The 21,779-nt window shown below is 56.7% G+C and carries 22 protein-coding genes; 11 read left to right on the top strand and 11 right to left on the bottom strand.

Annotated features, from left to right (window positions below; translation table 11 throughout):
• Window positions 1–39 precede the first annotated feature (39 nt).
• Together LJU29_RS19240 and LJU29_RS19245 are read right to left on the bottom strand one after the other, a co-directional pair.
• Complete coding sequence (locus LJU29_RS19240; protein WP_005731303.1) at window positions 40–1,719, bottom strand: DEAD/DEAH box helicase; 1,680 nt, start codon at window positions 1,717–1,719, stop codon at window positions 40–42.
• A 454-nt stretch (window positions 1,720–2,173) separates the two neighbouring features.
• Window positions 2,174–2,935 carry a spermidine synthase gene (locus LJU29_RS19245; protein WP_005744681.1) on the bottom strand — a complete coding sequence of 254 codons (762 nt, stop codon included), beginning with the start codon at window positions 2,933–2,935 and terminating at the stop codon, window positions 2,174–2,176.
• A 171-nt stretch (window positions 2,936–3,106) separates the two neighbouring features.
• On the opposite strand from LJU29_RS19245, the gene LJU29_RS19250 reads away from it, so the two are divergent.
• On the top strand, window positions 3,107–4,453 hold the full coding sequence (locus LJU29_RS19250) for a class II 3-deoxy-7-phosphoheptulonate synthase (RefSeq protein ID WP_257111069.1): 1,347 nt from the start codon (window positions 3,107–3,109) through the stop codon (window positions 4,451–4,453).
• An 18-nt stretch (window positions 4,454–4,471) separates the two neighbouring features.
• Here the strand turns inward: LJU29_RS19250 and LJU29_RS19255 are convergent, their stop codons facing one another.
• The gene (locus LJU29_RS19255; protein WP_005755120.1) at window positions 4,472–4,705 is read right to left on the bottom strand and encodes a DUF1127 domain-containing protein; all 234 of its coding nucleotides are present in this window, start codon (window positions 4,703–4,705) and stop codon (window positions 4,472–4,474) included.
• A 460-nt stretch (window positions 4,706–5,165) separates the two neighbouring features.
• Here LJU29_RS19255 and LJU29_RS19260 point away from each other — a divergent pair, with 460 nt between their 5' ends.
• The 3 genes from LJU29_RS19260 (at window position 5,166) to LJU29_RS19270 (ending at window position 8,270) form a co-directional block, all read left to right on the top strand.
• Complete coding sequence (locus LJU29_RS19260) at window positions 5,166–6,296, top strand: hypothetical protein (protein ID WP_054995380.1); 1,131 nt, start codon at window positions 5,166–5,168, stop codon at window positions 6,294–6,296.
• Complete coding sequence (locus tag LJU29_RS19265) at window positions 6,293–7,330, top strand: glycosyltransferase family 4 protein (protein WP_005744686.1); 1,038 nt, start codon at window positions 6,293–6,295, stop codon at window positions 7,328–7,330. The genes LJU29_RS19260 and LJU29_RS19265 overlap by 4 nt, the downstream gene beginning before the upstream one ends.
• Before the next feature lie 85 nt (window positions 7,331–7,415).
• Complete coding sequence (locus tag LJU29_RS19270) at window positions 7,416–8,270, top strand: LysR substrate-binding domain-containing protein (protein WP_029240944.1); 855 nt, start codon at window positions 7,416–7,418, stop codon at window positions 8,268–8,270.
• On the opposite strand, the gene LJU29_RS19275 is transcribed toward LJU29_RS19270, so the two are convergent.
• The gene (locus LJU29_RS19275; protein WP_257111070.1) at window positions 8,260–9,006 is read right to left on the bottom strand and encodes a sulfite exporter TauE/SafE family protein; all 747 of its coding nucleotides are present in this window, start codon (window positions 9,004–9,006) and stop codon (window positions 8,260–8,262) included. The genes LJU29_RS19270 and LJU29_RS19275 overlap by 11 nt on opposite strands.
• A gap of 189 nt (window positions 9,007–9,195) precedes the next feature.
• Here LJU29_RS19275 and LJU29_RS19280 point away from each other — a divergent pair, with 189 nt between their 5' ends.
• From LJU29_RS19280 to LJU29_RS19290, 3 genes are all read left to right on the top strand, one after another.
• Window positions 9,196–9,669 (top strand): MarR family winged helix-turn-helix transcriptional regulator, encoded by a 474-nt coding sequence (locus tag LJU29_RS19280; RefSeq protein WP_257111071.1) that lies wholly within the window; start codon window positions 9,196–9,198, stop codon window positions 9,667–9,669.
• Window positions 9,670–9,909: 240 nt separating this feature from the next.
• Entirely contained in the window at window positions 9,910–10,329 is a 420-nt protein-coding gene (locus tag LJU29_RS19285) for an organic hydroperoxide resistance protein (protein ID WP_004657344.1), read from the top strand.
• Window positions 10,330–10,369: 40 nt separating this feature from the next.
• Window positions 10,370–11,389, top strand: coding sequence for an alpha/beta hydrolase (locus tag LJU29_RS19290; protein WP_005781734.1), 1,020 nt, complete (start codon window positions 10,370–10,372; stop codon window positions 11,387–11,389).
• Between the two features lie 79 nt (window positions 11,390–11,468).
• Here LJU29_RS19290 and LJU29_RS19295 read toward each other — a convergent pair whose 3' ends face one another.
• On the bottom strand, window positions 11,469–12,038 hold the full coding sequence (locus LJU29_RS19295; RefSeq protein ID WP_002554550.1) for an elongation factor P: 570 nt from the start codon (window positions 12,036–12,038) through the stop codon (window positions 11,469–11,471).
• Window positions 12,039–12,137: 99 nt separating this feature from the next.
• A complete protein-coding gene (earP, locus tag LJU29_RS19300; RefSeq protein WP_057423036.1) occupies window positions 12,138–13,274 on the bottom strand; it encodes an elongation factor P maturation arginine rhamnosyltransferase EarP in 1,137 nt (378 codons plus the stop codon).
• Window positions 13,275–13,424: 150 nt separating this feature from the next.
• Here earP and LJU29_RS19305 point away from each other — a divergent pair, with 150 nt between their 5' ends.
• From LJU29_RS19305 to LJU29_RS19315, 3 genes are all read left to right on the top strand, one after another.
• On the top strand, window positions 13,425–13,823 hold the full coding sequence (locus LJU29_RS19305; protein WP_004667822.1) for a hypothetical protein: 399 nt from the start codon (window positions 13,425–13,427) through the stop codon (window positions 13,821–13,823).
• Between the two features lie 3 nt (window positions 13,824–13,826).
• Complete coding sequence (locus LJU29_RS19310) at window positions 13,827–14,309, top strand: GreA/GreB family elongation factor (RefSeq protein WP_004657333.1); 483 nt, start codon at window positions 13,827–13,829, stop codon at window positions 14,307–14,309.
• A gap of 123 nt (window positions 14,310–14,432) precedes the next feature.
• Window positions 14,433–14,639, top strand: coding sequence for a hypothetical protein (locus LJU29_RS19315; RefSeq protein ID WP_002554553.1), 207 nt, complete (start codon window positions 14,433–14,435; stop codon window positions 14,637–14,639).
• A gap of 72 nt (window positions 14,640–14,711) precedes the next feature.
• Here LJU29_RS19315 and LJU29_RS19320 read toward each other — a convergent pair whose 3' ends face one another.
• Entirely contained in the window at window positions 14,712–15,989 is a 1,278-nt protein-coding gene (locus tag LJU29_RS19320; RefSeq protein WP_005782569.1) for an aromatic amino acid transport family protein, read from the bottom strand.
• Window positions 15,990–16,434: 445 nt separating this feature from the next.
• On the opposite strand from LJU29_RS19320, the gene LJU29_RS19325 reads away from it, so the two are divergent.
• Window positions 16,435–17,004, top strand: a complete 570-nt coding sequence (locus tag LJU29_RS19325; RefSeq protein ID WP_057452632.1) for a TetR/AcrR family transcriptional regulator — start codon at window positions 16,435–16,437, stop codon at window positions 17,002–17,004.
• Between the two features lie 104 nt (window positions 17,005–17,108).
• Here LJU29_RS19325 and LJU29_RS19330 read toward each other — a convergent pair whose 3' ends face one another.
• From LJU29_RS19330 to LJU29_RS19345, 4 genes are all read right to left on the bottom strand, one after another.
• Window positions 17,109–17,456: a ComEA family DNA-binding protein gene (locus tag LJU29_RS19330; protein WP_257111072.1), complete on the bottom strand. Its 348-nt coding sequence runs from the start codon at window positions 17,454–17,456 to the stop codon at window positions 17,109–17,111.
• Window positions 17,457–17,615: 159 nt separating this feature from the next.
• A complete protein-coding gene (locus tag LJU29_RS19335) occupies window positions 17,616–19,610 on the bottom strand; it encodes a polysaccharide biosynthesis protein (protein WP_004665954.1) in 1,995 nt (664 codons plus the stop codon).
• A 99-nt stretch (window positions 19,611–19,709) separates the two neighbouring features.
• Window positions 19,710–20,726, bottom strand: coding sequence for an MraY family glycosyltransferase (locus LJU29_RS19340; RefSeq protein WP_054995387.1), 1,017 nt, complete (start codon window positions 20,724–20,726; stop codon window positions 19,710–19,712).
• Entirely contained in the window at window positions 20,719–21,699 is a 981-nt protein-coding gene (locus LJU29_RS19345; RefSeq protein ID WP_122322810.1) for a UDP-glucose 4-epimerase family protein, read from the bottom strand. The genes LJU29_RS19340 and LJU29_RS19345 overlap by 8 nt, the downstream gene beginning before the upstream one ends.
• Window positions 21,700–21,779 lie beyond the last annotated feature (80 nt).

Genomic DNA, 21,779 nt, shown 5'->3' on the forward strand with positions numbered 1-21,779 from the left:
GTCGGGGATTTTTTATTGACCTATCAGCTCAGAAGCCGATCAATCTTCGCGATAGCGACGCAGCTTGAGCTGCTTGCCAGCAACACGTGTGTCCTTGAGCTTGGTCAGCAGACGCTCAAGACCATCTTCCGGCAGCTCGACCAGGCTGAAGCTGTCACGCACCTGGATGCGGCCGATAGCTTCGCGGGCCAGGCCGCCTTCGTTGAGGATGGCACCCAGCAGGTTCTTGGCAGCGATACCATCACGCGCACCCAGCGCGGTACGGCAACGAGCACGGCCTTCGGCCAGCGGGACCGGCGCACGACGCTCACGCTCAGGACGATCACCGCGATCGCTGCTGCCGCTACGCTCTGGACGATCACCGCGAGGGGCGTTGTTCGGAACCAGCGGGCGCTCGCGCTCGATAGCTGCCAGGGTCAGGGCCTGACCGTTGGTAGCCTTGCGCAACAGCGCAGCAGCAAGGGCACGCGGGCTGCAACCGATGTCGGCAGTCAGACGATCCAGCAGATCGCCATGAGTCGATTCGGCATCGGCAACCAGTGGCGACAGGCTGTTGGTCAGTTTCTTGATGCGAGCATCCAGAACGGCCTGGGCATCCGGCAGGCGGACTTCAGCAACCTTCTGACCGGTTACGCGCTCGATCACCTGCAGCATACGGCGCTCGCGAGGAGTTACCAGCAGCAGTGCACGACCTTCGCGACCGGCACGACCGGTACGGCCGATACGGTGAACGTAGGACTCTGGATCGTAAGGCATGTCCACGTTGAATACGTGGGTGATACGCGGAACGTCAAGACCACGGGCAGCAACGTCGGTCGCTACAACGATGTCCAGACGGCCATCCTTGAGGGAATCGATAACGCGCTCGCGCTGGTTCTGAGCGATGTCACCGTTCAGTGCAGCAGCCTTGTAGCCTTTGGCTTCAAGGGCGCTTGCCAGGTCCAGGGTCGCCTGCTTGGTGCGGACGAACATGATCAGGGCGTCGAAGTCTTCGACTTCCAGCAGGCTCAGTACAGCGGAGGTCTTCTGGTCAGCGTGAACCAGCAGGTGAGCCTGCTCGATCGCGGTAACGGTCTGGGTCTTGGTCTGGATCTTGACGTGCTTCGGATCGCGCAGATGGCGCTCTGCGATGGCACGGATCGACTGTGGCAGCGTTGCCGAGAACAGTACGGTCTGGCGGGTTTCAGGCATGGCCTTGAAGATGACTTCGAGGTCGTCCATGAAGCCCAGCTTGAGCATTTCGTCCGCTTCATCGAGAACCAGATGGTTCACGGTTGCCAGGACTTTCTCGTCACGACGCAGGTGGTCGCAGAGACGGCCCGGGGTGGCGACAACGATTTGTGCGCCGTTGCGGATGGCCTTGAGCTGCGGGCCCATTGGCGCGCCGCCGTAGACCGCAACAACAGTCACGCCCGGCATTTGTTTGGCGTAGGTCTCGAACGCGGTGGCAACCTGAAGTGCCAGTTCGCGGGTCGGGGCCAGGATCAGTGCTTGCGGCTCGCGCTTGCTCGGGTCGATGCGATGCAGGATAGGCAGTGCGAACGCGGCAGTTTTACCCGTACCGGTTTGCGCCTGACCAATCATGTCGTGACCGGCGAGAATAATCGGGATCGATTGCTGCTGAATGGCCGAAGGCTCTTCGTAGCCAGTGGCGACGACTGCTGCAACGATATTTGGATGAAGTTCGAGAGCGGCGAAGCCGCCGATTTCCTGGGTCATGGGTCTGCCTCTAGTGCATCCGCAAAGACCCATGCTTCAAAGCTGCGCGTGCCGTGTACGACCTTGAGGTCACCCTGGCTGCTTTGTCGGCGGGGATTTGCGAAAACGTTTGATGAATGGATCGTCCAGGCTAGTCCGTTGTGCGAACAAGCAACCGAAGCTGGCTTCGGGGTACTGCAATACCTTGACGAGGGCCCTGTTAAGGCCGGCGCGCACTATACCGGAAATATGCACCTTAGTGAGTCTTTTTTTGCGAAACATTGCGCCATCCTTGAGCAACCCAAGGCCCTTGGTCCGGGCAGAGGGCTGGCCGACAAGAGCGCGGGCCCGAGATTGCGGGCGTTGCCGCTTAAACGTTTAATCTGCTCTTGCGGATGGCCGGTATCCCGACCTGCGGGGTGTGGCGAATTGTCTCACCCCTGATTTCAGACCAGTCAGCACATGCCTCGCCCGCTCAAGTCGCGGAACGGACCGCCCTGATCAACGACTCCAGCGAGTACCCCAGATGCGGCGCAAGTGCCTCGGCACGCGAACTCAATGCCTCGATATCCAGCGTCTGATCGAGGTCGGCAGGCACGATCAGAATGACGTTGCCCTCCTTTACCGGCAGCTCCCAGTAATGACGGTGGTACAAACCCCGCAGCAAGGCCGCGCCCAGCGGCTTACCGTCGTCGGTGGCCCACTGGTTGATGATCAGCCAGCCACCGGGATTGAGGCGTTGCTGGCAGCCCTGCAAAAAATTCCAGGCCAAATGCCCGACGCCCGGCCCGACATCGGTGTACAGGTCGACAAAGATCAGGTCGGCAGGCTCTGCGCTGTCCAGCAAATCCAGCGCATCGCCGATGCGGATATACAGACGCGGGTCGTCATCGAGCCCCATGAACTCCATGGCCAGGCGCGGCACATCAGGGCGCAGCTCGATGACTTCCACGTCTTCAAGCGGCAGGAACTTCATGCAGGCCTGGGTCAGCGTACCCGCACCCAGCCCTAGAAACAGCGCGCTGTCCGGCGCATCGTGACACAGTGCGCCGATCAGCATCGCGCGGGTGTAGTCGTATTCCAGCCAGCTCGGGTCAGCCGTAAACGTGCAGCTCTGCTCGATGGCCTCGCCAAACTCCAGAAAGCGATAATCCTCTACTTCCAGCACGCGGATCATGCCGAAGTCGTCGTGGACCTCGGCCAAGATTCGTTCTACGCGCTCACGCTCTTCCGTCATTACCGTTCCTGGTCATCGCTGCGCCGAGCGCAAAACGCGAATTGTCGGGCAAGCGCGCGGCTTTGTCACACATTGCCGGGCGTGATGCCGTCCCGGTGGTCTGCCCTACGCTGGCAGAGCAACAGCGAACTGCTAACATGCGGACCCGATTGCACAACCCTAGAGCCAATAATGAGCCAACCCTGGAGCCCCGACAGCTGGCGGGCACTGCCGATTCAGCAGCAACCTCACTACCCTGATGCCGCGCATCTGTTGAAGGTCGAACAGACCCTGGCCAGCTATCCGCCGCTGGTGTTTGCCGGCGAAGCCCGAGAGTTGCGCCGCCAGTTTGCCGAAGTAACCCAGGGTCGCGCGTTCCTGCTGCAGGGCGGCGACTGCGCGGAAAGCTTTATGGAGTTTTCCGCAGCCAACATTCGCGACACGTTCAAGGTGCTGCTACAGATGGCCATCGTCATGACCTTCGCAGCCGGTTGCCCGGTGGTGAAAGTCGGACGCATGGCCGGACAATTTGCCAAGCCTCGCTCGGCAAACGACGAAATCATCGACGGCGTAACGCTCCCGGCGTATCGCGGTGACATCGTCAACGGTATCGGTTTCGATGAAAAAAGCCGTGTGCCGGACCCCGAACGCCTGCTGCAAGCCTATAACCAGTCCACCGCCACCCTGAACCTGCTGCGCGCCTTCGCACAGGGCGGGTTTGCCGACCTGCATCAGGTACACAAGTGGAATCTGGACTTCATTGCCAACTCGGCGCTGGCCGAAAAATACAGCCAGCTGGCCGGACGCATCGATGAAACGCTCGCGTTCATGCGCGCCTGCGGCATGGACAGCTCGCCGCAACTGCGTGAAACCAGCTTTTTCACCGCCCACGAGGCATTGCTGCTCAATTACGAAGAAGCCTTCGTGCGGCGCGACAGCCTGACCAATGATTACTACGATTGCTCGGCACACATGCTGTGGATCGGCGACCGTACCCGGCAACTGGATGGCGCGCATGTCGAATTCCTGCGTGGGGTGAACAACCCGATCGGCGTCAAGGTCGGCCCGAGCATGAATACTGACGACCTGATTCGCCTGATCGACATCCTTAACCCGGACAACGATCCGGGCCGTCTCAACCTGATCGCGCGGATGGGTGCCAACAAGGTCGGCGATCACCTGCCACAGCTGATTCGTGCGGTTGAGCGCGAAGGCCGCAAAGTGCTGTGGAGCTCCGATCCGATGCACGGCAACACCATCAAGGCCAGCAGCGGCTACAAAACCCGGGACTTTGCGCAGATCCTTGGCGAAGTGAAGCAGTTCTTTCAGGTGCATCAGGCTGAAGGCACTTATGCCGGAGGCATCCATATCGAAATGACCGGGCAAAACGTCACCGAATGCATCGGCGGCGCCCGCCCCATCACCGAAGATGGCCTTTCGGATCGCTACCACACCCACTGCGACCCGCGCATGAACGCCGATCAGTCACTGGAGCTGGCGTTCCTGATTGCCGAAACCCTGAAGCAGGTCAGGCGCTAAGCAGAGCAAACCGCCCGCTCAGCGCTTGAGCGGGTCATCCCAAAACGGACGCTCGGCTTCCTGCTGAATGTCGGCCCTGCTCAGCCCCAGGTCCTTCAGCGTGTCATCACTCATCTGCGCCAGATAGCGGCGCTGACGGTGCAGCTCCAGCCAGCGCTGCAAGTGATGCTTCAACCACACCAACGCCTTGCCAGGCTGAGCATGCCCGGCAGGCCTTGCGATCAATACACACTCTTTTTGACCATTCATCATCTTGCCCTCCGTGTGAGATGACTAAAGTCTCGCGCCTGACCCAAGATCAATCCAACGAATGTTTCTTATGCAATACATCTTTGAAATTGATGCATTGATCGACCCAAATGTGCTGCCGATCACACCGGCAGTCGATAATTACTTAATTACCCACTTGCCCCGACAGACATATAACCAATATATAAAAACCCAAGCCAGACATGCAGTAACCTTAGAGCAAGCCAAACGCTTTCGTTATTACAGAATAGACTAGCGTTTCAATTGACAGCCCCCGTGAACGTTCTAGAATTCTGAAAACAGCTTCTTGGGTAACTACTATAAAAACCATTATACCAATACCCATTATAAAAACGGCTGACACCCGTCCATTGAAAATAATAGCTAACCGCTGAGGGTGCTAAGAGACGCCCCCTAAACGAGAAGACGTGCATCGGTAATATGTAGCGTTCTGGAGAAACACATGGGCATGGAAGCCAATCGCATTTTATTCAACGCCGAACCGTTTGGATTCGGTCCCTCTGCGGCAATTGCCGCCATTGCACCTTACTTTATAGGCAGCGGCTGCCATGCCTACGCGGGTGAAGGGCACTCACTGGATCTGCAAAAGCACCTTCCCTATCGAAAAATCCATGACATGACCGGAAGCAGCCCGAGAGACTGGGATAAATTAATCTCTGATGTCGATATCGTTGTAACAGCCATGGATCTCGACATAGCAATTCGATCACTGTCCTTAGGTAAACGCGTTGTTTTTTATGATGCCTTGACCTGGTGCTGGCAAGCAGAAACACGCTGGCCCCGCATCGAAGAACTTATTCACCGCCCTCGCTTGCTTTATATTGCCCAGAACTTTATAGGCGTAGTTGAACGCCTGGCGGGTATAAAATCAAAAAATCACTTTGTCGTCCCGCCCATCACATCCCGAGCCAGGTACGCACCTCGAAATAGCCAGTCCAACGTTGTCCTGCTTAATCTGGGCGGACTTAAGAACCCTTATACCGATGAGGCGATGCTTATCGACTTTGCCCGCGCGATTACGCTCGCCTTGCGTGCAGCACTCGATCAGGGGGTGAAGCTTCACATCGCCACCAGCCAAACAATCGCAGAAGCACTGGCATCAGACGATGCCAGCACTTACCCCCTTACGGAGGTCGCCCGGATGATGCATGACTGCCAATTTGCAGTTTGTACACCTGGCTTGGGCAACATCTACGAATCGGCTGTTATGCAAACACCGGTCATATGGCTGCCGCCGGTCAACAATACGCAAGGCCTTCAGCTGGCTCATCTGCGCAACGCCGGTATGGTTGACGCGGAGCTAGGCTGGGAAACGCTGGGCGTCAACATTGATTACACAACATCCACACAAACCTGTCTGGCTAGCATCGACGAGGCAATTTCAACACTGGGAGACACTGAGCGAAGTGCCGTTCTCAATGAAAAAATGGCAGTTGCAGTTGCCCGCATGCGCCAGTGCACAGGCGGCAAGACTTCTCGGCTGATCGAACGCTTCGGCAGCGGAGGTGACGCAGTGGCCGCTCAAAAAATCAGGGAATGGATAAACGTACCCGAAAACGGAGATCGCTTATGAAAATTGCCCAGGTTGCCCCTTTGTTCGAGGCGGTCCCGCCTCAACGCTACGGAGGTACGGAGCGAGTGGTGTCCTACCTCACTGAGGCACTTGTTGAACTAGGCCACCAAGTGACGTTGTTCGCCAGCGGCGACTCATTGACGTCTGCAGAGCTTGATGCAGTCTGGCCCGCCGCTCTGAGGCTCGATTACGGAAGCTTCGACGTCATCAGCCCGCACCTGGTCATGATGGAACGCGTGAGGCGTCGCGCGCAGGAGTTCGACATTATTCACTTCCACCTGGACTTCTACCCCTTCTCCCTGTTCAGCCGCCAGCCCACACCGTTTGTTACCACCTTGCATGGTCGAGTCGATCTGCCCGCACTCAAACCGGTGTTCAACACCTTTGCAGACATGCCGCTTATTTCGATTTCCAACGCTCAACGCAATGATCTGCCAGCCGCCAACTGGGTGGGCACGGTGTATCACGGCTTGCCGCTACAACTCCATACACCCCGGCAAGTGGAAAGGACATACCTTGCTTTTCTGGGACGAATCACGCCTGTGAAGCAGGTCGATGCGGCCATTCGCATCGCCCAACAATGCGATATCCCCATCAAGATTGCTGCCAAGATAGACGCCGTTGACAGCGCTTACTTTGAACGAGACATACGTCCGCTATTGGATTCTCCGCTGGTCGAATACATAGGTGAGATCAATGAGCAGGAAAAAACCACTTTCCTGTCAGGTGCCTTGGCACTTTTGTTTCCTATTGATTGGCCAGAGCCTTTCGGTCTGGTCATGATCGAGGCAATGGCGTGCGGTACTCCAGTGATCGCATTTCCCTCCGGCTCAGTCCCGGAAGTCATAGAAGACGGAGTCACAGGCTTCGTTGTCCGCAACGAAGCAGAAGCGGTAGCCGCCGTCCATAAGGTGGGCCAGCTATCTGCCATGCGAATACGCGAGCAGTTTCAAAAGCGTTTTTCAGCGCGTCAAATGGCCGAAAACTATGTCCATGCCTATCAGTCACTCATTGACCGGTCCTCATCCTGTTAAAAGTCGTCATCGCAAAAAATAGAGCTGACGCATAAGATCAGCTTGAAGAATGTTTCTTATGCAGTCCATCTGGGAGATTGATGGTTTGGCCAGCTATCCAGGCATCGATACAGAGCTACTTCGTACCTTTGTGGCAATTGCCGACCACGGCGGTTTCACCCGCGCAGGTGAAGCCGTGAACCGCACTCAATCGGCGGTCAGCATGCAAATGAAGCGTCTGGAGGAGGATGTCGTACAGCGTCAACTGTTCCAGCGTGAAGGCCGGACCCTGAACCTGACGGCAGAGGGGCAGGTGTTACTTGGCTATGCGCGGCGCATCCTCAAGCTGCACAGTGAGGTGTTCAATACGCTGCGCGAGCCACACATGATCGGGGTGGTAAAAATCGGCTCGCCCGACGACTACGTGATGCGCTTTTTGCCCGGCATTCTTTCGCAGTTCGCGCAGGCCTACCCGCTGGTTCAGGTAGAGGTGCATTGCGAACCGTCCGACCTGCTGCTGCAACGCAATGACCTGGACCTGACCATCGTTACGCGCAAGCCCGGCACCGAGATCGGTACGCTGTTGCGTCATGAGCGTCTGGTCTGGATGGAAGCCAGCGGTTTTGCTCCGCATGAGCAAAACCCCATTCCGCTGGCGATGTTCAATACGCACTGCTTCTGTCGCGACTGGGCATGCAACGCACTGGACAGCGTGGAGCGTGATTACCGCATCGCCTACAGCAGCTCCAGCATGGCAGCAATCACAGCAGTGGTCAGCGCGGGCCTGGCAGTCACTGCACAGTTTCAAAGCCTGATCACTGCAGATTTGCGCATCATCGGCGCGGCCGAACAATTGCCCGAGCTGCCAACGGCCAGCATCGTACTGCTGCGCAATCCGAAAAACCCCTCGCCCATCACCGAATGCATGGCCGACTACATCATCGACGGCTTCAAACCTTGAGCGCGAGAATGACTGCGCAGAGCACCAGAAACACGCAGAACATCAGGCGCAGCGTTCGCTCCGGCAGCGAATGCGCCAGCTTGACACCCCAACTGATGCTCGCCAGACCACCAATGGCCAATGGAATGCCCATCGACCAGTTGACGTGATCGTGCAGCGCGTAGGTAACCAGCGTGATCCCGGTGCTCGGGGCTGCGAGGGACAGCGCCAACCCTTGCGCCACAACCTGTGTCGTGCCAAACACGCTGGTAAGAATCGGCGTGGCCACCACTCCCCCGCCAACGCCAAACAGACCTCCGGTCATACCGGACCCGACGCCCAGCAGCCATAGCCATTTTTCATGGCGCAACCCGCTACCGGCCTGATGGCCGCGCCAATACATCTGCGCCACGTTGAACACGGTCAGAACCACTAGAAAGCCGACAAAGCCCAGGCGCATGCTTTGCGGATCCACGCGCACCGCCAGCAGCGACGTCAGCCAGGCAAAAATAAAACTGGGAACAATCAACATCAACGCATTACGCAGCAAAATCCGGTTGCGCTGGTTATAGCGCCACAAGGCGAGTAACACGTTAGGCAGCACCATCAACAACGCTGTCCCTTGCGCCAGCTGCTGATCCAGACCGAACAGCACACCCAGCGCGGGAATTGCCACAAGACCGCCACCGATTCCGAACACCCCCCCCAGGGTGCCCATCGCTGCACCCAGTAACACAAACATCACAATTTCAATCACACTACGTCCCCGCCCAGTCAATGGCCAAATGCTACGCAGTCCTGCGCGCAACCAACACCCGGTGTTACCTGTTTTTTTTGCGCGCGGCGCACGCTGTCAGCGCTTTGAGCCTGCACACTCGAAATTATCTGGCACATTAAAGAATGCAACACTAAGTTAAACTCATTCGACTGAGTTTGAGGACCTGATATGAGTGCCGAAGAAAACCATGCCCATGCTGCACCTGCCGATTGCGATTCGCTGCTGCTGGATAACCAATTGTGCTTCGCCCTGTATTCCACCTCATTGATGATGACCAAGGTTTACAAACCTCTGCTGCAGGCGCTTGGGCTGACCTATCCGCAGTATCTGGCAATGATGGTGCTGTGGGAAAAAGACGGCCTTACCGTAGGTGATGTCAGCACGCGCCTGCTCACTGATCCGGGTTCTCTGACACCTTTGCTCAAGCGTCTTGAGGGCCAGGGCTTTATCAGCCGCACCCGCAGCAAGGAAGACGAACGCGTGGTATTGCTGCACCTGACTGAACAAGGTCGTGCACTGCAACACCAGGCACTGAGCATACCCGGCTGTATTTTATCGGCGAGCGGCCTGAACATGGAAAGGCTTCGTGACCTGCAGACACAGTTGCTGGACTTGCGTGACCATCTGCACCAGAGCCTTTAAGACAACGGGTCACGCCCCCCCGGACTGACCTGTTGCTCGTCTCGCCAAAGCCCCGCACATCAAGGGGCTGGCAAGATTTCCAGCTGCCCGCCCTGGTAGCTTTCCTCCTCCGGAAAAGACCTCTTTCGACTTTTCGCAAAATTTAGCTTGCGCGCTAACTATCCTTGGGCTACCTTTGCCCTGCACTTAGTTAGCTCGCAAGTATTTTGCGCAATTAACCCTACCGAACGAGGAAAAATCATGGACACTCTTTACACCGCAGTTGCAACCGCCACAGGCGGCCGTGATGGTCGTGCCGTATCCAACGACAAGATTCTCGACGTCAAACTCGCCACTCCGAAAGAGCTTGGCGGTGCTGGCGGCGCAGCCACCAACCCGGAGCAACTGTTCGCTGCCGGTTATTCGGCCTGCTTCATCGGTGCCCTCAAATTTGTCGCCGGTCAGAGCAAACGCAGCATCCCGGCAGACGCCTCGATCACCGCCCACGTAGGGATTGGCCAGATTCCCGGTGGTTTCGGTCTGGACATCGACCTGCATGTCAGCCTGCCCGGCCTTGAACAAGCCGACGCTCAGCAACTGGTCGATGCCGCTCACGTGGTCTGCCCTTATTCCAACGCCACACGCGGCAACGTCGATGTGCGCCTGCATGTAACCGTCTAACCCACCGGCCATAGATACGAACATGAGCAAGGGAACGAACATGAAGACCTTCAGCAAAGTCATGACGGGTACGCTTCTCGCACTGTCCATCGGCAGCGCGTTTGCCGCAGGCGATCCTGCCATCGAGCACAACACTCAGGCTTTTCTCGATGCCTTGAATTCGGGCACTGGCAAGCCCATTGAGCAGTTGTCGCCGAAAGATGCCAGGGCCGTGCTGGTAGGAGCACAGGCAGGGGTCAAACTGACGCTGCCCAAAGCCGATGTCAGCGAAAAGACCATCAACGTCGATGGCCAGCCGATCAGCCTGAATATCGTGCGCCCTGCTGGCGTAAAAGGGACCTTGCCGGTTTTCATGTTCTTCCACGGCGGCGGCTGGGTACTGGGTGATTTCCAGACCCACGAGCGACTGGTCCGCGACCTGGTCGTGGGCTCGGGCGCGGTAGCGGTGTTCGTCAATTACACGCCTTCACCCGAAGCGCATTATCCGACGGCGATCAACCAGGCTTATGCAGCAACCAGATGGGTAGCTGAGCACGGCAAGGAAATCAACGTCGACGGTAAGCGCCTGGCTGTGGCGGGTAACAGCGTGGGCGGCAACATGGCAGCGGTCGTTGCACTGATGGCCAAAGAAAAAGGCACTCCGGCGCTCAGGTATCAGGTGCTGCTGTGGCCGGTGACTGACGCCAACTTTGATAACGATTCATACAACCAGTACGCCGAAGGCCACTTCCTGACCCGTAACATGATGAAGTGGTTCTGGGACAACTACACCACCGATGCCGCGCAACGCAACGAGATCTACGCCTCGCCGCTGCGCGCCACCACCGAGCAACTGAAAGGTCTGCCACCGGCGCTGATTCAGACCGCCAGTGCCGACGTGCTGCGTGATGAAGGCGAAGCCTATGCGCGCAAGCTGGACCAGGCGGGCGTGCCGGTCACGGCGGTACGTTACAACGGCATGATCCATGACTACGGCCTGCTCAACGTGGTCAGCCAGGTCCCGGCTGTCCGCTCTGCCATCCTGCAGGCGTCTCAGGAGTTGAAAGAACACCTGAAATAACGGCAGGGGCTCAAACTTCAGCCGTAAAAAAACCCGCAGCAATGCGGGTTTTTTGCGTAACGGGGTTACAAAACCATGCTTACTTCGCACGGCCTTTGTAGGAACCGCCTTCACGGGTATCGATCTCGATCATGTCGCCGATTTCGATGAAGTCAGCAACGCTCAGCTCGGTACCGTTTTTCAGTTTGGCAGGCTTCATGACCTTGCCCGACGTGTCGCCACGAGCGGAGCCTTCGGTGTAGTCGACCTGACGCACGATAGTGGTCGGCAATTCTACGGAAACCAGACGGTCTTCGAAGAATACGGCTTCACAAACGTCGGTCATGCCTTCTTCGACGAACGGCAGAACGCTTTCGATATCTTCGGCGTTCAGCTCGTACATGGTGTAGTCAGTGGTGTCCATGAACGTGTAGGTGTCACCGCTGATGAAAGACAGGGTGGCTTCCTTGCGATCGAGGATCACATCGTCCAGCTTGTCGTCGGCGCTGTAAACGATCTCGGTCTTGTAACCGGTCAGCAGGTTTTTCAGCTTGGTCTTCATGATCGCGCTGTTACGACCGGATTTGGTGAATTCAGCTTTCTGAACCAGCCAAGGATCGTTTTCGAGACGGATCACGGTACCGGGTTTCAGCTCTTTACCAGTTTTCATTGCATATATCCGAATTTGGATGGAATTAACCAAAGGCTCTGTACGAGAAACAGCCTGCGCAGGCCTTTTTCGTACAGAGCCTTGTATCAAGGCCGCGTATCATAGCGAATTTCCATAAAACTGCACCAGCGCCGTGGCAAGATCAGTCTGTGCGGCTTGTTGCAGGCACCAGTGCCCGGCGTGCTTTTCAATTTCAGCCCAGTGTTCGGTGAGTGCCAGCCAGCTTTCGCTCAGGTCGCTGCCGATATTCCAGTTCTGCCAGAACTGATTCACAGCATGCGCCGCCTCAGGCTCAAGACCCGCCAGGTAGAGCGCTAAAAACGCATCAAGCTTGGGCAGGTGCGCGTCGTCTTCCTGCTGATAGATGTGCCAGAGCATCGGCCGCCCCGCCCATTGCGCACGGACGAATGAGTCTTCGCCGCGCACGACGTTGAAATCGCAGCTCCACAGCAGTTGGTCGTAGCGTTCCTGACGGATGAACGGTAACACCTGAACCGTCAGCCCTCCCCTTACCTGCATGAAACCTGCGTGTAACTCATCGTCGACACCCAGCCAGCGCCGCAGATCGGCGAGAATGCGTCCCTCCGGCACCAGCAGGTGATTCGGCCGACTGTCGCTGGCCAGCGCGTCAAGCCAGCTGCCCAGCCCGGGATTTTCATAGGCAAATACCGAGATCAAGCGGGCATCAGGCAACGGCTCGACACCCAACCCCTGCAAGAAACCTTGCCTCGCGGCCTTGTCTTGCTGAAATCGCTGGCGCTGTTCGATCAGGTTTCTTTCGCGCAGCAGGCCGCCCGTGGCGTCGGAAAAACCGGGAAAGAAAAAGAACTTCTTCAAACCGTTCAACTGTGGCGAAGGCAAACCGTGGCAACCCGAGACCCAGTCTTCGGCGCTGAGGTACTCGAGGTTCAACCACAGCGGCCTTGGCGAACGCTGCAGCATCGATTCGGTATAGGCAGGCGGCAGGCGGCAGGCAAAGGCCTCGATGACCACGTCAGGAATATCACTGCCTGCCCATTCAGCGGGCCATTGGCACACCCTCACACCCTCTTGCCATTGCTGCAGAGCCTGAGGATCAGCGGCGGGGCACAAGCGAACGAAAGCCGACAGGTCGTCGATCCATAAACGCACGTGCAGCCCCTGCTCGGCAACCAGTTGGCGTGCCAGACGCCAGGTCACGCCGGCATCACCGTAGTTGTCGACTACGCTGCAAAAAATGTCCCACGAGACTTTCATCGTGGCTCCCTGAGGCTGGATGGCAAAAACGTTGATTGTCGTTCAGAACGCCCCGTTGCCACCAGCCTGATGCCACTGGACAGCACAGTTTTCATGCCCGGCCATCAGGCATGGCACAATCGCATCTGTTGCCCTGCAAGGAGTTCAGCCATGTCATCCACTACCCGCCGTCGCGACCTGTATGTGTCGTTGAAATTGATTGTCTGCATTGCGCTGGGTATCTGGCTGGGCGCAATGGCGGTGTTCCTGACCGCTCTGCTGTATTACAAGAGCCTGCCCCCGGCGCAAACCCAGGCGTTGGAAAACGCCGCCGCCCAGCTCACCGCCCCGCCTGCGCAAAAAACTGCCGCGCCGTCTGGCCCGGAGACTGAAATGTTCCGCAAATACGAGCAAAGCCTGCGTGAAAGCGAGGCCCGTCAGGCCCGTGAACAGGCTCAGGAACAACAACAGCGCACCTTCAACCGTTCCAAGTGTGATTTCTGGATACAGCAGGACCGCACTGCGCCGAGCGAAAAAAGTCGCGCCAGCATCAATCAGTACTGCGGATAAACCATGAACAAGCAGGACGTGCTGCAATCGATCATCGACAAGCTGGAAATCGATCTGGACATCGCGCAACGGGCGGCACAGACCGCCTACGAAACGGCAACCCACGAAGAGAATATTGCCGAGAACAAATACGACACGCTGGGGCTGGAAGCATCGTATCTGGCAGCAGGCCAGGCACGGCGTGTCGAGGAGATTCGCCAGTCGCTGGCGGCGTATCGGAAATGGTCGCTCAAGCCATTCGATGAATCACGCGGCATTCAGACCGGTGATCTGGTCGCTGTCGAAGCCTTGGGCGGTCAGACGCAATACCTGTTTCTCGGCCCTGATGCTGCTGGCCTGAAGGTCAGCGCAGGTGAACAACTGGTCACGGTCATCACTGCCAAGGCACCGCTGGGGCAGAGCTTGCTGGGAAAATTCGAAGACGATGCCGTACAGATTGTCATCAACGGCAGCGGACAATCCTACGAGATCACACAAACGATGTGACACACCCGGCATCTGCAGGGTTGATTGCACCAAGTTTTTGTGGGTAAGGTGAAGCGTCGCCATCATCACCGCAACCGGGGCAACATCAAAGCAAACAAGGACTAAAACCCAAGGAGATTTTTCATGACGAACGTCATCGCTTTCCCTGACGCCCATGAACGTGATCGCCTGAAGTCCAGTCAAGATCCGGCGTTGAGATACCTGAACAAGAAAGAGCGACAGCTGATCGACCAACTGCGTTCCACCAGCCATGCGGGACGTCAGTACGTCTATGACTATGCCAGCATCATGCATTTGTCCAGGCCGTTGTATCCCGAACCTGTGGATTGACCCTGATTGCAGAGCCTGGCCAAAGGCTGCGCCGGTATATCGGCGCAGCTTTCTGGGTCATGTCTGCCGGGTTCAGCGTGTCAGCGAAAAGATCAGTGCAGAGATCGCCACCACACCGGCGGCCACCACAAAGTAGTTCGACCATGCACCTGCATATTTGCGCATGGCTGGCACCTTGTAGATAGCGTACATCGGCATCAGGAACAGCAGAGCTGAAATCACCGGCCCGCCCAGGGTCTCGATCATGCCCAGAATGCTCGGGTTCAGCGTTGCGACCAGCCAGCACACCACCAGCATGAAGACTGCTGTCAGACGATCCAGAGCCTTTGGTGCAGGACGACGCCCGGTTTTCAGAACCAGCCCTTTCAGGCCCTCGCTTGCACCGATGTAGTGGCCGAGAAACGACTTGGAAATAGCCACGAACGCAATCAGCGGCGCCACGAAGGCGATGGTCGGGTTGTTGAAGTGGTTGGCCAGGTAGGAGAGGATCGAAATGTTCTGTGCTTTGGCCTCAGCCAATTGGGCTGGCGACAGCGTCAATACGCAGCTGAACACGAAAAACAGCACCATCACCACCATCAAACCGTGAGCGCGGGCCAGTATCTGCGAACTGCGTACCTCGGCGTTTTCTCCATACTGACGTTTTTGATCAACGGCAAACGCCGAGATGATCGGCGTATGGTTGAACGAAAATACCATTACCGGAATGGCCAGCCACAGGGTAGGCAGGAACGCTGAAGGCTCGGGAAAGGTGGTCGCGGTACTCAGGATGCCACCGGTCCAGTGCGGAATCAGGAATACCGCCAGAAACAGCAGTGCGACGATGAACGGGTAAACCATCAGGCTCATGGCCTTGACGATGATCCGCTCGCCACAACGCACCACGGCCAGCAGGCCCATGATCAGCACGAACGCCAGCGCTGCGCGTGGCGGCGGCGCTATGTGCAACTGATGCTCAAGAAAACTGCCCACGGTATTGGTGAGGGCCACGCTGTAGATCAGCAGGATCGGAAAGATCGCAAAAAAATACAGCAAGGTGATCATCGCGCCGGCGCTTTTTCCGAAATGCTGCTCGACCACTTCAGTGATATCGGCCCCTTCACGCCCGGACAATACGAAACGGGTCAGCCCGCGGTGAGCATAGAACGTCATGGGAAACGCCAGCAGCGCCAGCGCCATCAGTGGCCAAAAACCACCGATGCCTGCATTGATGGGCAGGAACAGCGTACCTGCGCCAATAGCAGTACCGAACAGTCCGAGCATCCAGGTGGTGTCATTACGGTTCCAAGAGGCGATGCTCTCGGGAGCTACATCCAGGCGTTCTACGACGCCGTTAGCCTGATCATTCATCCGGTCGACTCTCCGTGGCCGGTTTATCAAAAAGGGCAGCGCGTCGAAAAAGCCGGCAGTTCAGCGCTCCCCTCGAAAACAGCGGGCGAGATTCTCCGGGATTGACGCCAGAAGTCAAAGGCTTGTAGGACAACAATTTCCGGACTGTAGGCAGGCAAACCCGTGCACGCCTTCTGCACAAAGGGCTGGCGAATGATCGACCTCTTGTCGACGACGTCGTGGTTTTACAGGGCAGCGCGCTCATTCAAGCAACGAGGGCCTGCATTCTGCGCGGGAACAGTTTGCGTTTTTCAGCCAGCCTCACTCATTAGCTGGATAAGCAGACAGGCGTTCTTTCACTTGATTCCGGTACAAGTTCTCATCACGATTGAAAGCCTGCTGCATCGATTCATCTATCCATGTATAAATGCTGTTACACATTGGCCCATCTCTGGAGACTCAGCGCATGCGTTACGCGCTCGATCATAAGGCCCAAACCCACCAACGTATCGTCAAGGAAGCGTCCATGCGCTTTCGTCGCGACGGCATTGGTGCTACGGGCTTACAACCTTTGATGAAGGCACTAGGCTTGACCCATGGCGGTTTCTACGCGCATTTCAAATCCAAGGATGATCTTGTTGAACAGGCATTGAGTCACGCCCTCGACAATGTAAAAGGAATCACCAGCGACGTTTTCGCCAGACAGGACTCGCTCAGTGAATTCATTGATCTCTACCTCTCTTTGGACAGTCGCGATCCACCAGACGGCGGCTGTCCGCTACCGACCATGTGCCTGGAACTGGGTCAGCGCGACCAGCCCAGCGCGACGACGGATAAAATCATTCTTCACTTGCTGGAACTGTTCGATCAGTCTCTGTCGCAGACGGGTACTGAATCCAAGAGCCTGCCAGTACTGTCTACACTGGTAGGCGGCGTGGTACTCGCCCGCGGTGCTTTTAACGAAGAATTGTCGCAGCGCATTCTGGACACGACCCGGGACTATCTCAAACAGGAGATAAAGAAGAGCGCCAACTGACTTATCGAAAGCAGAACGTTATCAAGATCCGGTCTCGATAAAGCGTGCATAAACAGACAGGCCGATCATTGATCGGCCTGTCTGTTTAGTGGATAGGGCAAGGGTTAATCAATTGCCAGCTTCTCGCGATTCCTCTCCAGAATAGCCTTGCCAATGCCCTTTACTTCGATCAATTCATCGACGGAGGTAAACTCGCCATTGGCGTCCCGATAAGCAACGATGGCATCGGCCTTGTTTTTTCCTATACCCGCCAGTTCTTTCTGAAGCATTTGCGCATCAGCGGTATTGAGATTGACCTTATCGTTACGTTGCTCGCGAACGGCAGCGGGCGCTGCGTTTTCCATGGTGGCGGGCGACACGGCGGAGGAAGACGGTGCCGCAGTGGCGTTGACCGCAACCGAGGCACTGGTAAGCAAGGCAAAGATCAAAGCACTGAAGATACGGGTTCGCATAGATAAGGCTCCATAACAGTTAAAGGCAGCATTTCACATGCTGTGCCTGAAACTTAGAGCACTGCTGCCGACTGGAAAAGAAGTCGAGCGTTGCTGTCTATGTCCAGATCAATCAACGTATGTCTGCCGTTGCCGGGCCCTCGGTAATCGTTGATCAAATCACGGTTCGCCGCTGCGCTCCTGATACATCCAGTCAACGATTTCACCTTCCGGCGCATACCCGTTTACGGTTTCTCGCAGCAATTGACGCACGCTGTTGTAATCGTCGCGGTCCACCGCATCCAGCAGTTTTACAAGACGGCCCTTCAAGACATCCCACTGCAGGAAATCTTCATTCGCACTCATGATCATCGGGTGCTCGGTGGCAACGACGTTGTCCCCGATCAACAGCTCTTCATAGAGCTTTTCACCAGGACGCAGCCCGGTGAATTCGATGGAGATATCTCCCTGCGGGTTTTTCTCGGAGCGAATGGACAGACCGGACAGGTGGATCATTTTCTCGGCCAGTTCGACAATCTTGACCGGCTCGCCCATGTCCAGAACGAACACATCCCCACCATGCCCCATGGAACCCGCCTGAATGACCAGCTGCGCGGCCTCGGGGATGGTCATGAAGTAACGGGTGATCTTGGGATGCGTCACCGTCAACGGTCCGCCTGACTGGATCTGCTTGTGAAACAGCGGAATAACCGAACCGGACGACCCGAGCACATTGCCGAAACGAACCATTGTGAAGCGCGTCTTGTTGACCTGATAAACGTTGGCCTTGTCACCGAATATCACCGGCGCGGTCTCGCGACTCAGCGCCTGCAGTATCAGTTCGGCAAGGCGCTTGGTGCTGCCCATCACGTTGGTCGGGCGCACTGCCTTGTCGGTGGAAATCAGAACGAAGTTGGAAACACCCGCCTGCAACGCCGCCTGTGCGGTATTGAGCGTACCGACGACGTTATTGATGACTCCCTCGGCAATATTGTGCTCGACCATAGGGACATGCTTGTAGGCTGCAGCGTGATAGACCGTGTCGACCTTCCAGGTTTTCATGATCGACAGCAGCTTGGGGTGATTGCGTACCGACCCGAGTATGGGCAGCAACTTGACCGAGAGAGACTCGCGAGCCGCTCGCTGCTCAAGCTCGGTAAGAATGCTGTAGAGGTTGAACTCGCTGTGGTCGAGCAACAGCAACTGGGTGGGCTGCAACAGTAATATCTGTCGGCACAACTCTGAGCCGATCGAGCCGCCTGCGCCGGTTACCAGCACCGTTTTGCCCTTTATGCAGTGCTCAAGCAGGTTGTCTCGGGCCGGAACTGCATCGCGACCCAGAAGGTCCGCGATATCGACTTCCTGAAGATCGTCTACCTTGACCCTGCCGGCGGCAAGGTCCATGAAGCCGGGAACGCTTCGTACGTGGAGCGGAAAGCCTTCCAGAAAGCCCAGAATTTCCCGGCGACGCCCGCGCGATGAAGACGGGATCGCCAACAGGATTTCCTGAGCTCCAGTGGAATCTATCATTCGCTGGATATTTCGGGGCTTGTAGACCTGAAGGCCGGAAATCACCCGATTGGAAATCGACTCGTCATCGTCAATGAACGCCACCGGATGCATAAGGCGTCCCATGCGCAAGGCAGCAACCAATTGGTTTCCTGCCGCGCCAGCACCGTAAATGGCGACCTTCTGCAGACCGTTGTCACTCTTGGCAAAGGGTACGTGTTGCGCTGCGGCGAACCAGTCGCCGAGAAAATACTGCCGCATGGCCAGGCGCAGGCCGCCGATCATCACCATGCTCAGCCACCAGTAGTTGAAGATGACCGAGCGCGGCACCAATTGCTGGTGATTGCTGTAAACGTAGACCATGCAACCGAGGATCAGAGAGGACATCGTGACGGCCTTGATGATCGCAATCAGGGCGTCGTTACCGAAATAGCGCATCACCGCGCGGTACATGCCAAAACGAATGAACAATGGGATAGCAGCCAGCGGCGCACTGATGAAAAGCCAGGTATGTTTTTCCAGAGGATTGATCAACTCATCAATTCCCAAGCGCACGACAAACGACATCCACAGCGCGAGCCAGACAAGAAGAACGTCAGCAGCGACCTGAATTATTCGCTTTTTGCGGCGTGGTAGAGCCAGCAAACTGGCCCGCAACCTGCTCATCAATTGTTTAATGCTCCGTTATGATACCGGCTGAACCATCACCTCATACCAGTATCTGTGAAACAGCTACGAGCCTGAGACAACCAGAAAACCGCTTCGTTACCTGATTTCCGCCTCACCGGCGCGGAACCTTAGCGCCAGAAAAACAAGGGGGATGTACGCAATTACCGTCCATATCAGCCCTTCGCCATCGCCCAGTGCCACCCACATCGCAATAGGTAACAACCAGACCAGATTGATCAGCCCCACAGCGAGCGTGACCGGCGAATGCCTGCCGTAATGACGTGACGCGAACTGATAAGCATGGCTGCGATGGGCCTCATAGAGCTTTTCCTTGCGCAACAGACGCCGGACAAGCGTTACCGTGGCGTCGACAATAAACACACCCAGCAGAATCAGCCAGGACCAGAGTAACTGAGGCGAGGCCCAGGAACCCTGAATGGATAGCACACCGAGCACTATTCCGAGAAATCCGCTGCCTGCATCGCCCATGAATATCTTCGCCGGCGGAAAATTCCAATAAAGGAAACCGGCAACGGCGGCAGCCAGCAAAAGCACCTCCAACGACAGCCCGACATAGTCACCGAGCGCATAAATGATGCTCATGCCCAGGCACACCGTAACTGCCTCGATACCAGCGATCCCGTCAATACCGTCCATGAAGTTATAAAGATTCAACATCCATACCAGGTAGAACGCCGCGAGTACCTGGCCGACTGCACCAGGGGTGAATGTCCACCCCAGGATGTCAACCGGAGCGAGCCCGTCCAGCCAGAACAACGCCCAGGCAGCGGCAAAAAAATGCCCCAGCAGGCGCCATCGTGCGGCGATGTGCCCATGATCGTCCATGAAACCGATCACGGCGACCAGCCCTCCCGAGCCGACGATTGCAGCAAGAGCCGATGCAGATAGATCCCCCGCCCAAGCCAGAACTGCCATCGCCATGACAAAGGTAACGACGATAGAAACGCCACCGCCCCTGGGTGTAGGTGTGGAATGTGAGCTGCGGGCATTTGGAACGTCGATCAAACTTCTGGCGAGGGCATACTTGCGCAGCAACGCCGTCAGAAGCAGAGACACAAAGGCAATAGCAATGACTGACAGCCACTCAATCATGTTTGTCGTGTTCCAGATAATATCGAGCAGTATCCTGCATGGCGTGTTCAATACTCACAGGTGGATGCCAGTCCAGCATCGTACAGGTTTTACTGATATCGACCTGCAGCGAGCTGCATAACCGTTGTGAAAAGGCTTTCTTGCCAAGCAATGCAGCAGCGCTTTTCAACAGCCCTGCAGGCACCGGCAGCAAGCGTGCCGGTTTTCCGAGGGCCTTGCCCATTTCACGCAGAAGTCGGGTAGTGGACAGGTCTTCCCCGTCACTGACCAGAAATGTCTGGTCACCTGCAGCAGGATGATCGACGCAGACCATGACCAGATCAGCCAGATTATCCACCGCCACCAGGCTTCGACGATTATTGATGGACCCGAGCGGAAGCGGCAGCCCTTTGTCGAGCCAGCGCATCATGCTCTTGAAGTTGGCCTTGACTCCCGGGCCGTAGACCAGAACCGGACGAATAATCACAACCTGCATACCGGATCGGGCAGAAAGCTCGCGTAGCCCCTCCTCGGCCTTCTGCTTGGAAACGCCATAAGCGTCCAGTGGATTACAGGGATCGTCGGCTCTGAACGGCGCACCGGGATGGGTGAACTCGCCGTTGGCCTTGATGGAGCTGAGGAAGATAAAGCGCCTGACCCCCGCTGCTGCAGCTTGCTCGGCAAGATTCAGCGTCGCAGTGACATTGGCGCGAAAGTATTCCTGATCCGGCTCGTCAGCAGTCTCATTGAGTACATGGACCCGGGCAGCACAATGAATAACCACATGCGCCCCGGTCACAAGATCAGCCCATTGGTTATCCGGGGCCAGAGACTCTGCGCTGACAACATTGATGCGTTCTGAAGAGCAGCTATAGGCCCCTCGCACCGCGACCCGAACAGAATGACCGGTGTGCTCGATCAATCGGCGCACCACCGCACTGCCCACGAAACCTGTCGCACCTGTTATTGCAACCAATGCAACATCACCGCTCATGCAAGAACGCCCTTCCAAATTAGCCAAATATTCCGTATATGACGCTTTTTGACAACTGAAATATCTTCAATTCATTTTAT

This window comes from Pseudomonas ficuserectae (assembly GCF_024584585.1).
GTDB classification, from domain to species: Bacteria; Pseudomonadota; Gammaproteobacteria; order Pseudomonadales; family Pseudomonadaceae; genus Aquipseudomonas; species Aquipseudomonas amygdali.

Coding starts and splice junctions, on each gene's coding strand:
- LJU29_RS19265 (WP_005744686.1), top strand. CDS start 6,293: ATGAAAATTGCCCAGGTTGCCCCTTTGTTCGAGGCGGTCCCGCCTCAA.
- LJU29_RS19340 (WP_054995387.1), bottom strand. CDS start 20,726: ATGATTGAGTGGCTGTCAGTCATTGCTATTGCCTTTGTGTCTCTGCTT.
- LJU29_RS19330 (WP_257111072.1), bottom strand. CDS start 17,456: ATGCGAACCCGTATCTTCAGTGCTTTGATCTTTGCCTTGCTTACCAGT.
- LJU29_RS19280 (WP_257111071.1), top strand. CDS start 9,196: ATGAGTGCCGAAGAAAACCATGCCCATGCTGCACCTGCCGATTGCGAT.
- LJU29_RS19290 (WP_005781734.1), top strand. CDS start 10,370: ATGAAGACCTTCAGCAAAGTCATGACGGGTACGCTTCTCGCACTGTCC.
- LJU29_RS19260 (WP_054995380.1), top strand. CDS start 5,166: ATGGGCATGGAAGCCAATCGCATTTTATTCAACGCCGAACCGTTTGGA.
- LJU29_RS19320 (WP_005782569.1), bottom strand. CDS start 15,989: ATGAATGATCAGGCTAACGGCGTCGTAGAACGCCTGGATGTAGCTCCC.
- LJU29_RS19295 (WP_002554550.1), bottom strand. CDS start 12,038: ATGAAAACTGGTAAAGAGCTGAAACCCGGTACCGTGATCCGTCTCGAA.
- LJU29_RS19325 (WP_057452632.1), top strand. CDS start 16,435: ATGCGTTACGCGCTCGATCATAAGGCCCAAACCCACCAACGTATCGTC.
- LJU29_RS19245 (WP_005744681.1), bottom strand. CDS start 2,935: ATGACGGAAGAGCGTGAGCGCGTAGAACGAATCTTGGCCGAGGTCCAC.
- LJU29_RS19240 (WP_005731303.1), bottom strand. CDS start 1,719: ATGACCCAGGAAATCGGCGGCTTCGCCGCTCTCGAACTTCATCCAAAT.
- LJU29_RS19310 (WP_004657333.1), top strand. CDS start 13,827: ATGAACAAGCAGGACGTGCTGCAATCGATCATCGACAAGCTGGAAATC.
- LJU29_RS19315 (WP_002554553.1), top strand. CDS start 14,433: ATGACGAACGTCATCGCTTTCCCTGACGCCCATGAACGTGATCGCCTG.
- LJU29_RS19345 (WP_122322810.1), bottom strand. CDS start 21,699: ATGAGCGGTGATGTTGCATTGGTTGCAATAACAGGTGCGACAGGTTTC.
- LJU29_RS19305 (WP_004667822.1), top strand. CDS start 13,425: ATGTCATCCACTACCCGCCGTCGCGACCTGTATGTGTCGTTGAAATTG.
- earP (WP_057423036.1), bottom strand. CDS start 13,274: ATGAAAGTCTCGTGGGACATTTTTTGCAGCGTAGTCGACAACTACGGT.
- LJU29_RS19255 (WP_005755120.1), bottom strand. CDS start 4,705: ATGATGAATGGTCAAAAAGAGTGTGTATTGATCGCAAGGCCTGCCGGG.
- LJU29_RS19335 (WP_004665954.1), bottom strand. CDS start 19,610: ATGAGCAGGTTGCGGGCCAGTTTGCTGGCTCTACCACGCCGCAAAAAG.
- LJU29_RS19250 (WP_257111069.1), top strand. CDS start 3,107: ATGAGCCAACCCTGGAGCCCCGACAGCTGGCGGGCACTGCCGATTCAG.
- LJU29_RS19285 (WP_004657344.1), top strand. CDS start 9,910: ATGGACACTCTTTACACCGCAGTTGCAACCGCCACAGGCGGCCGTGAT.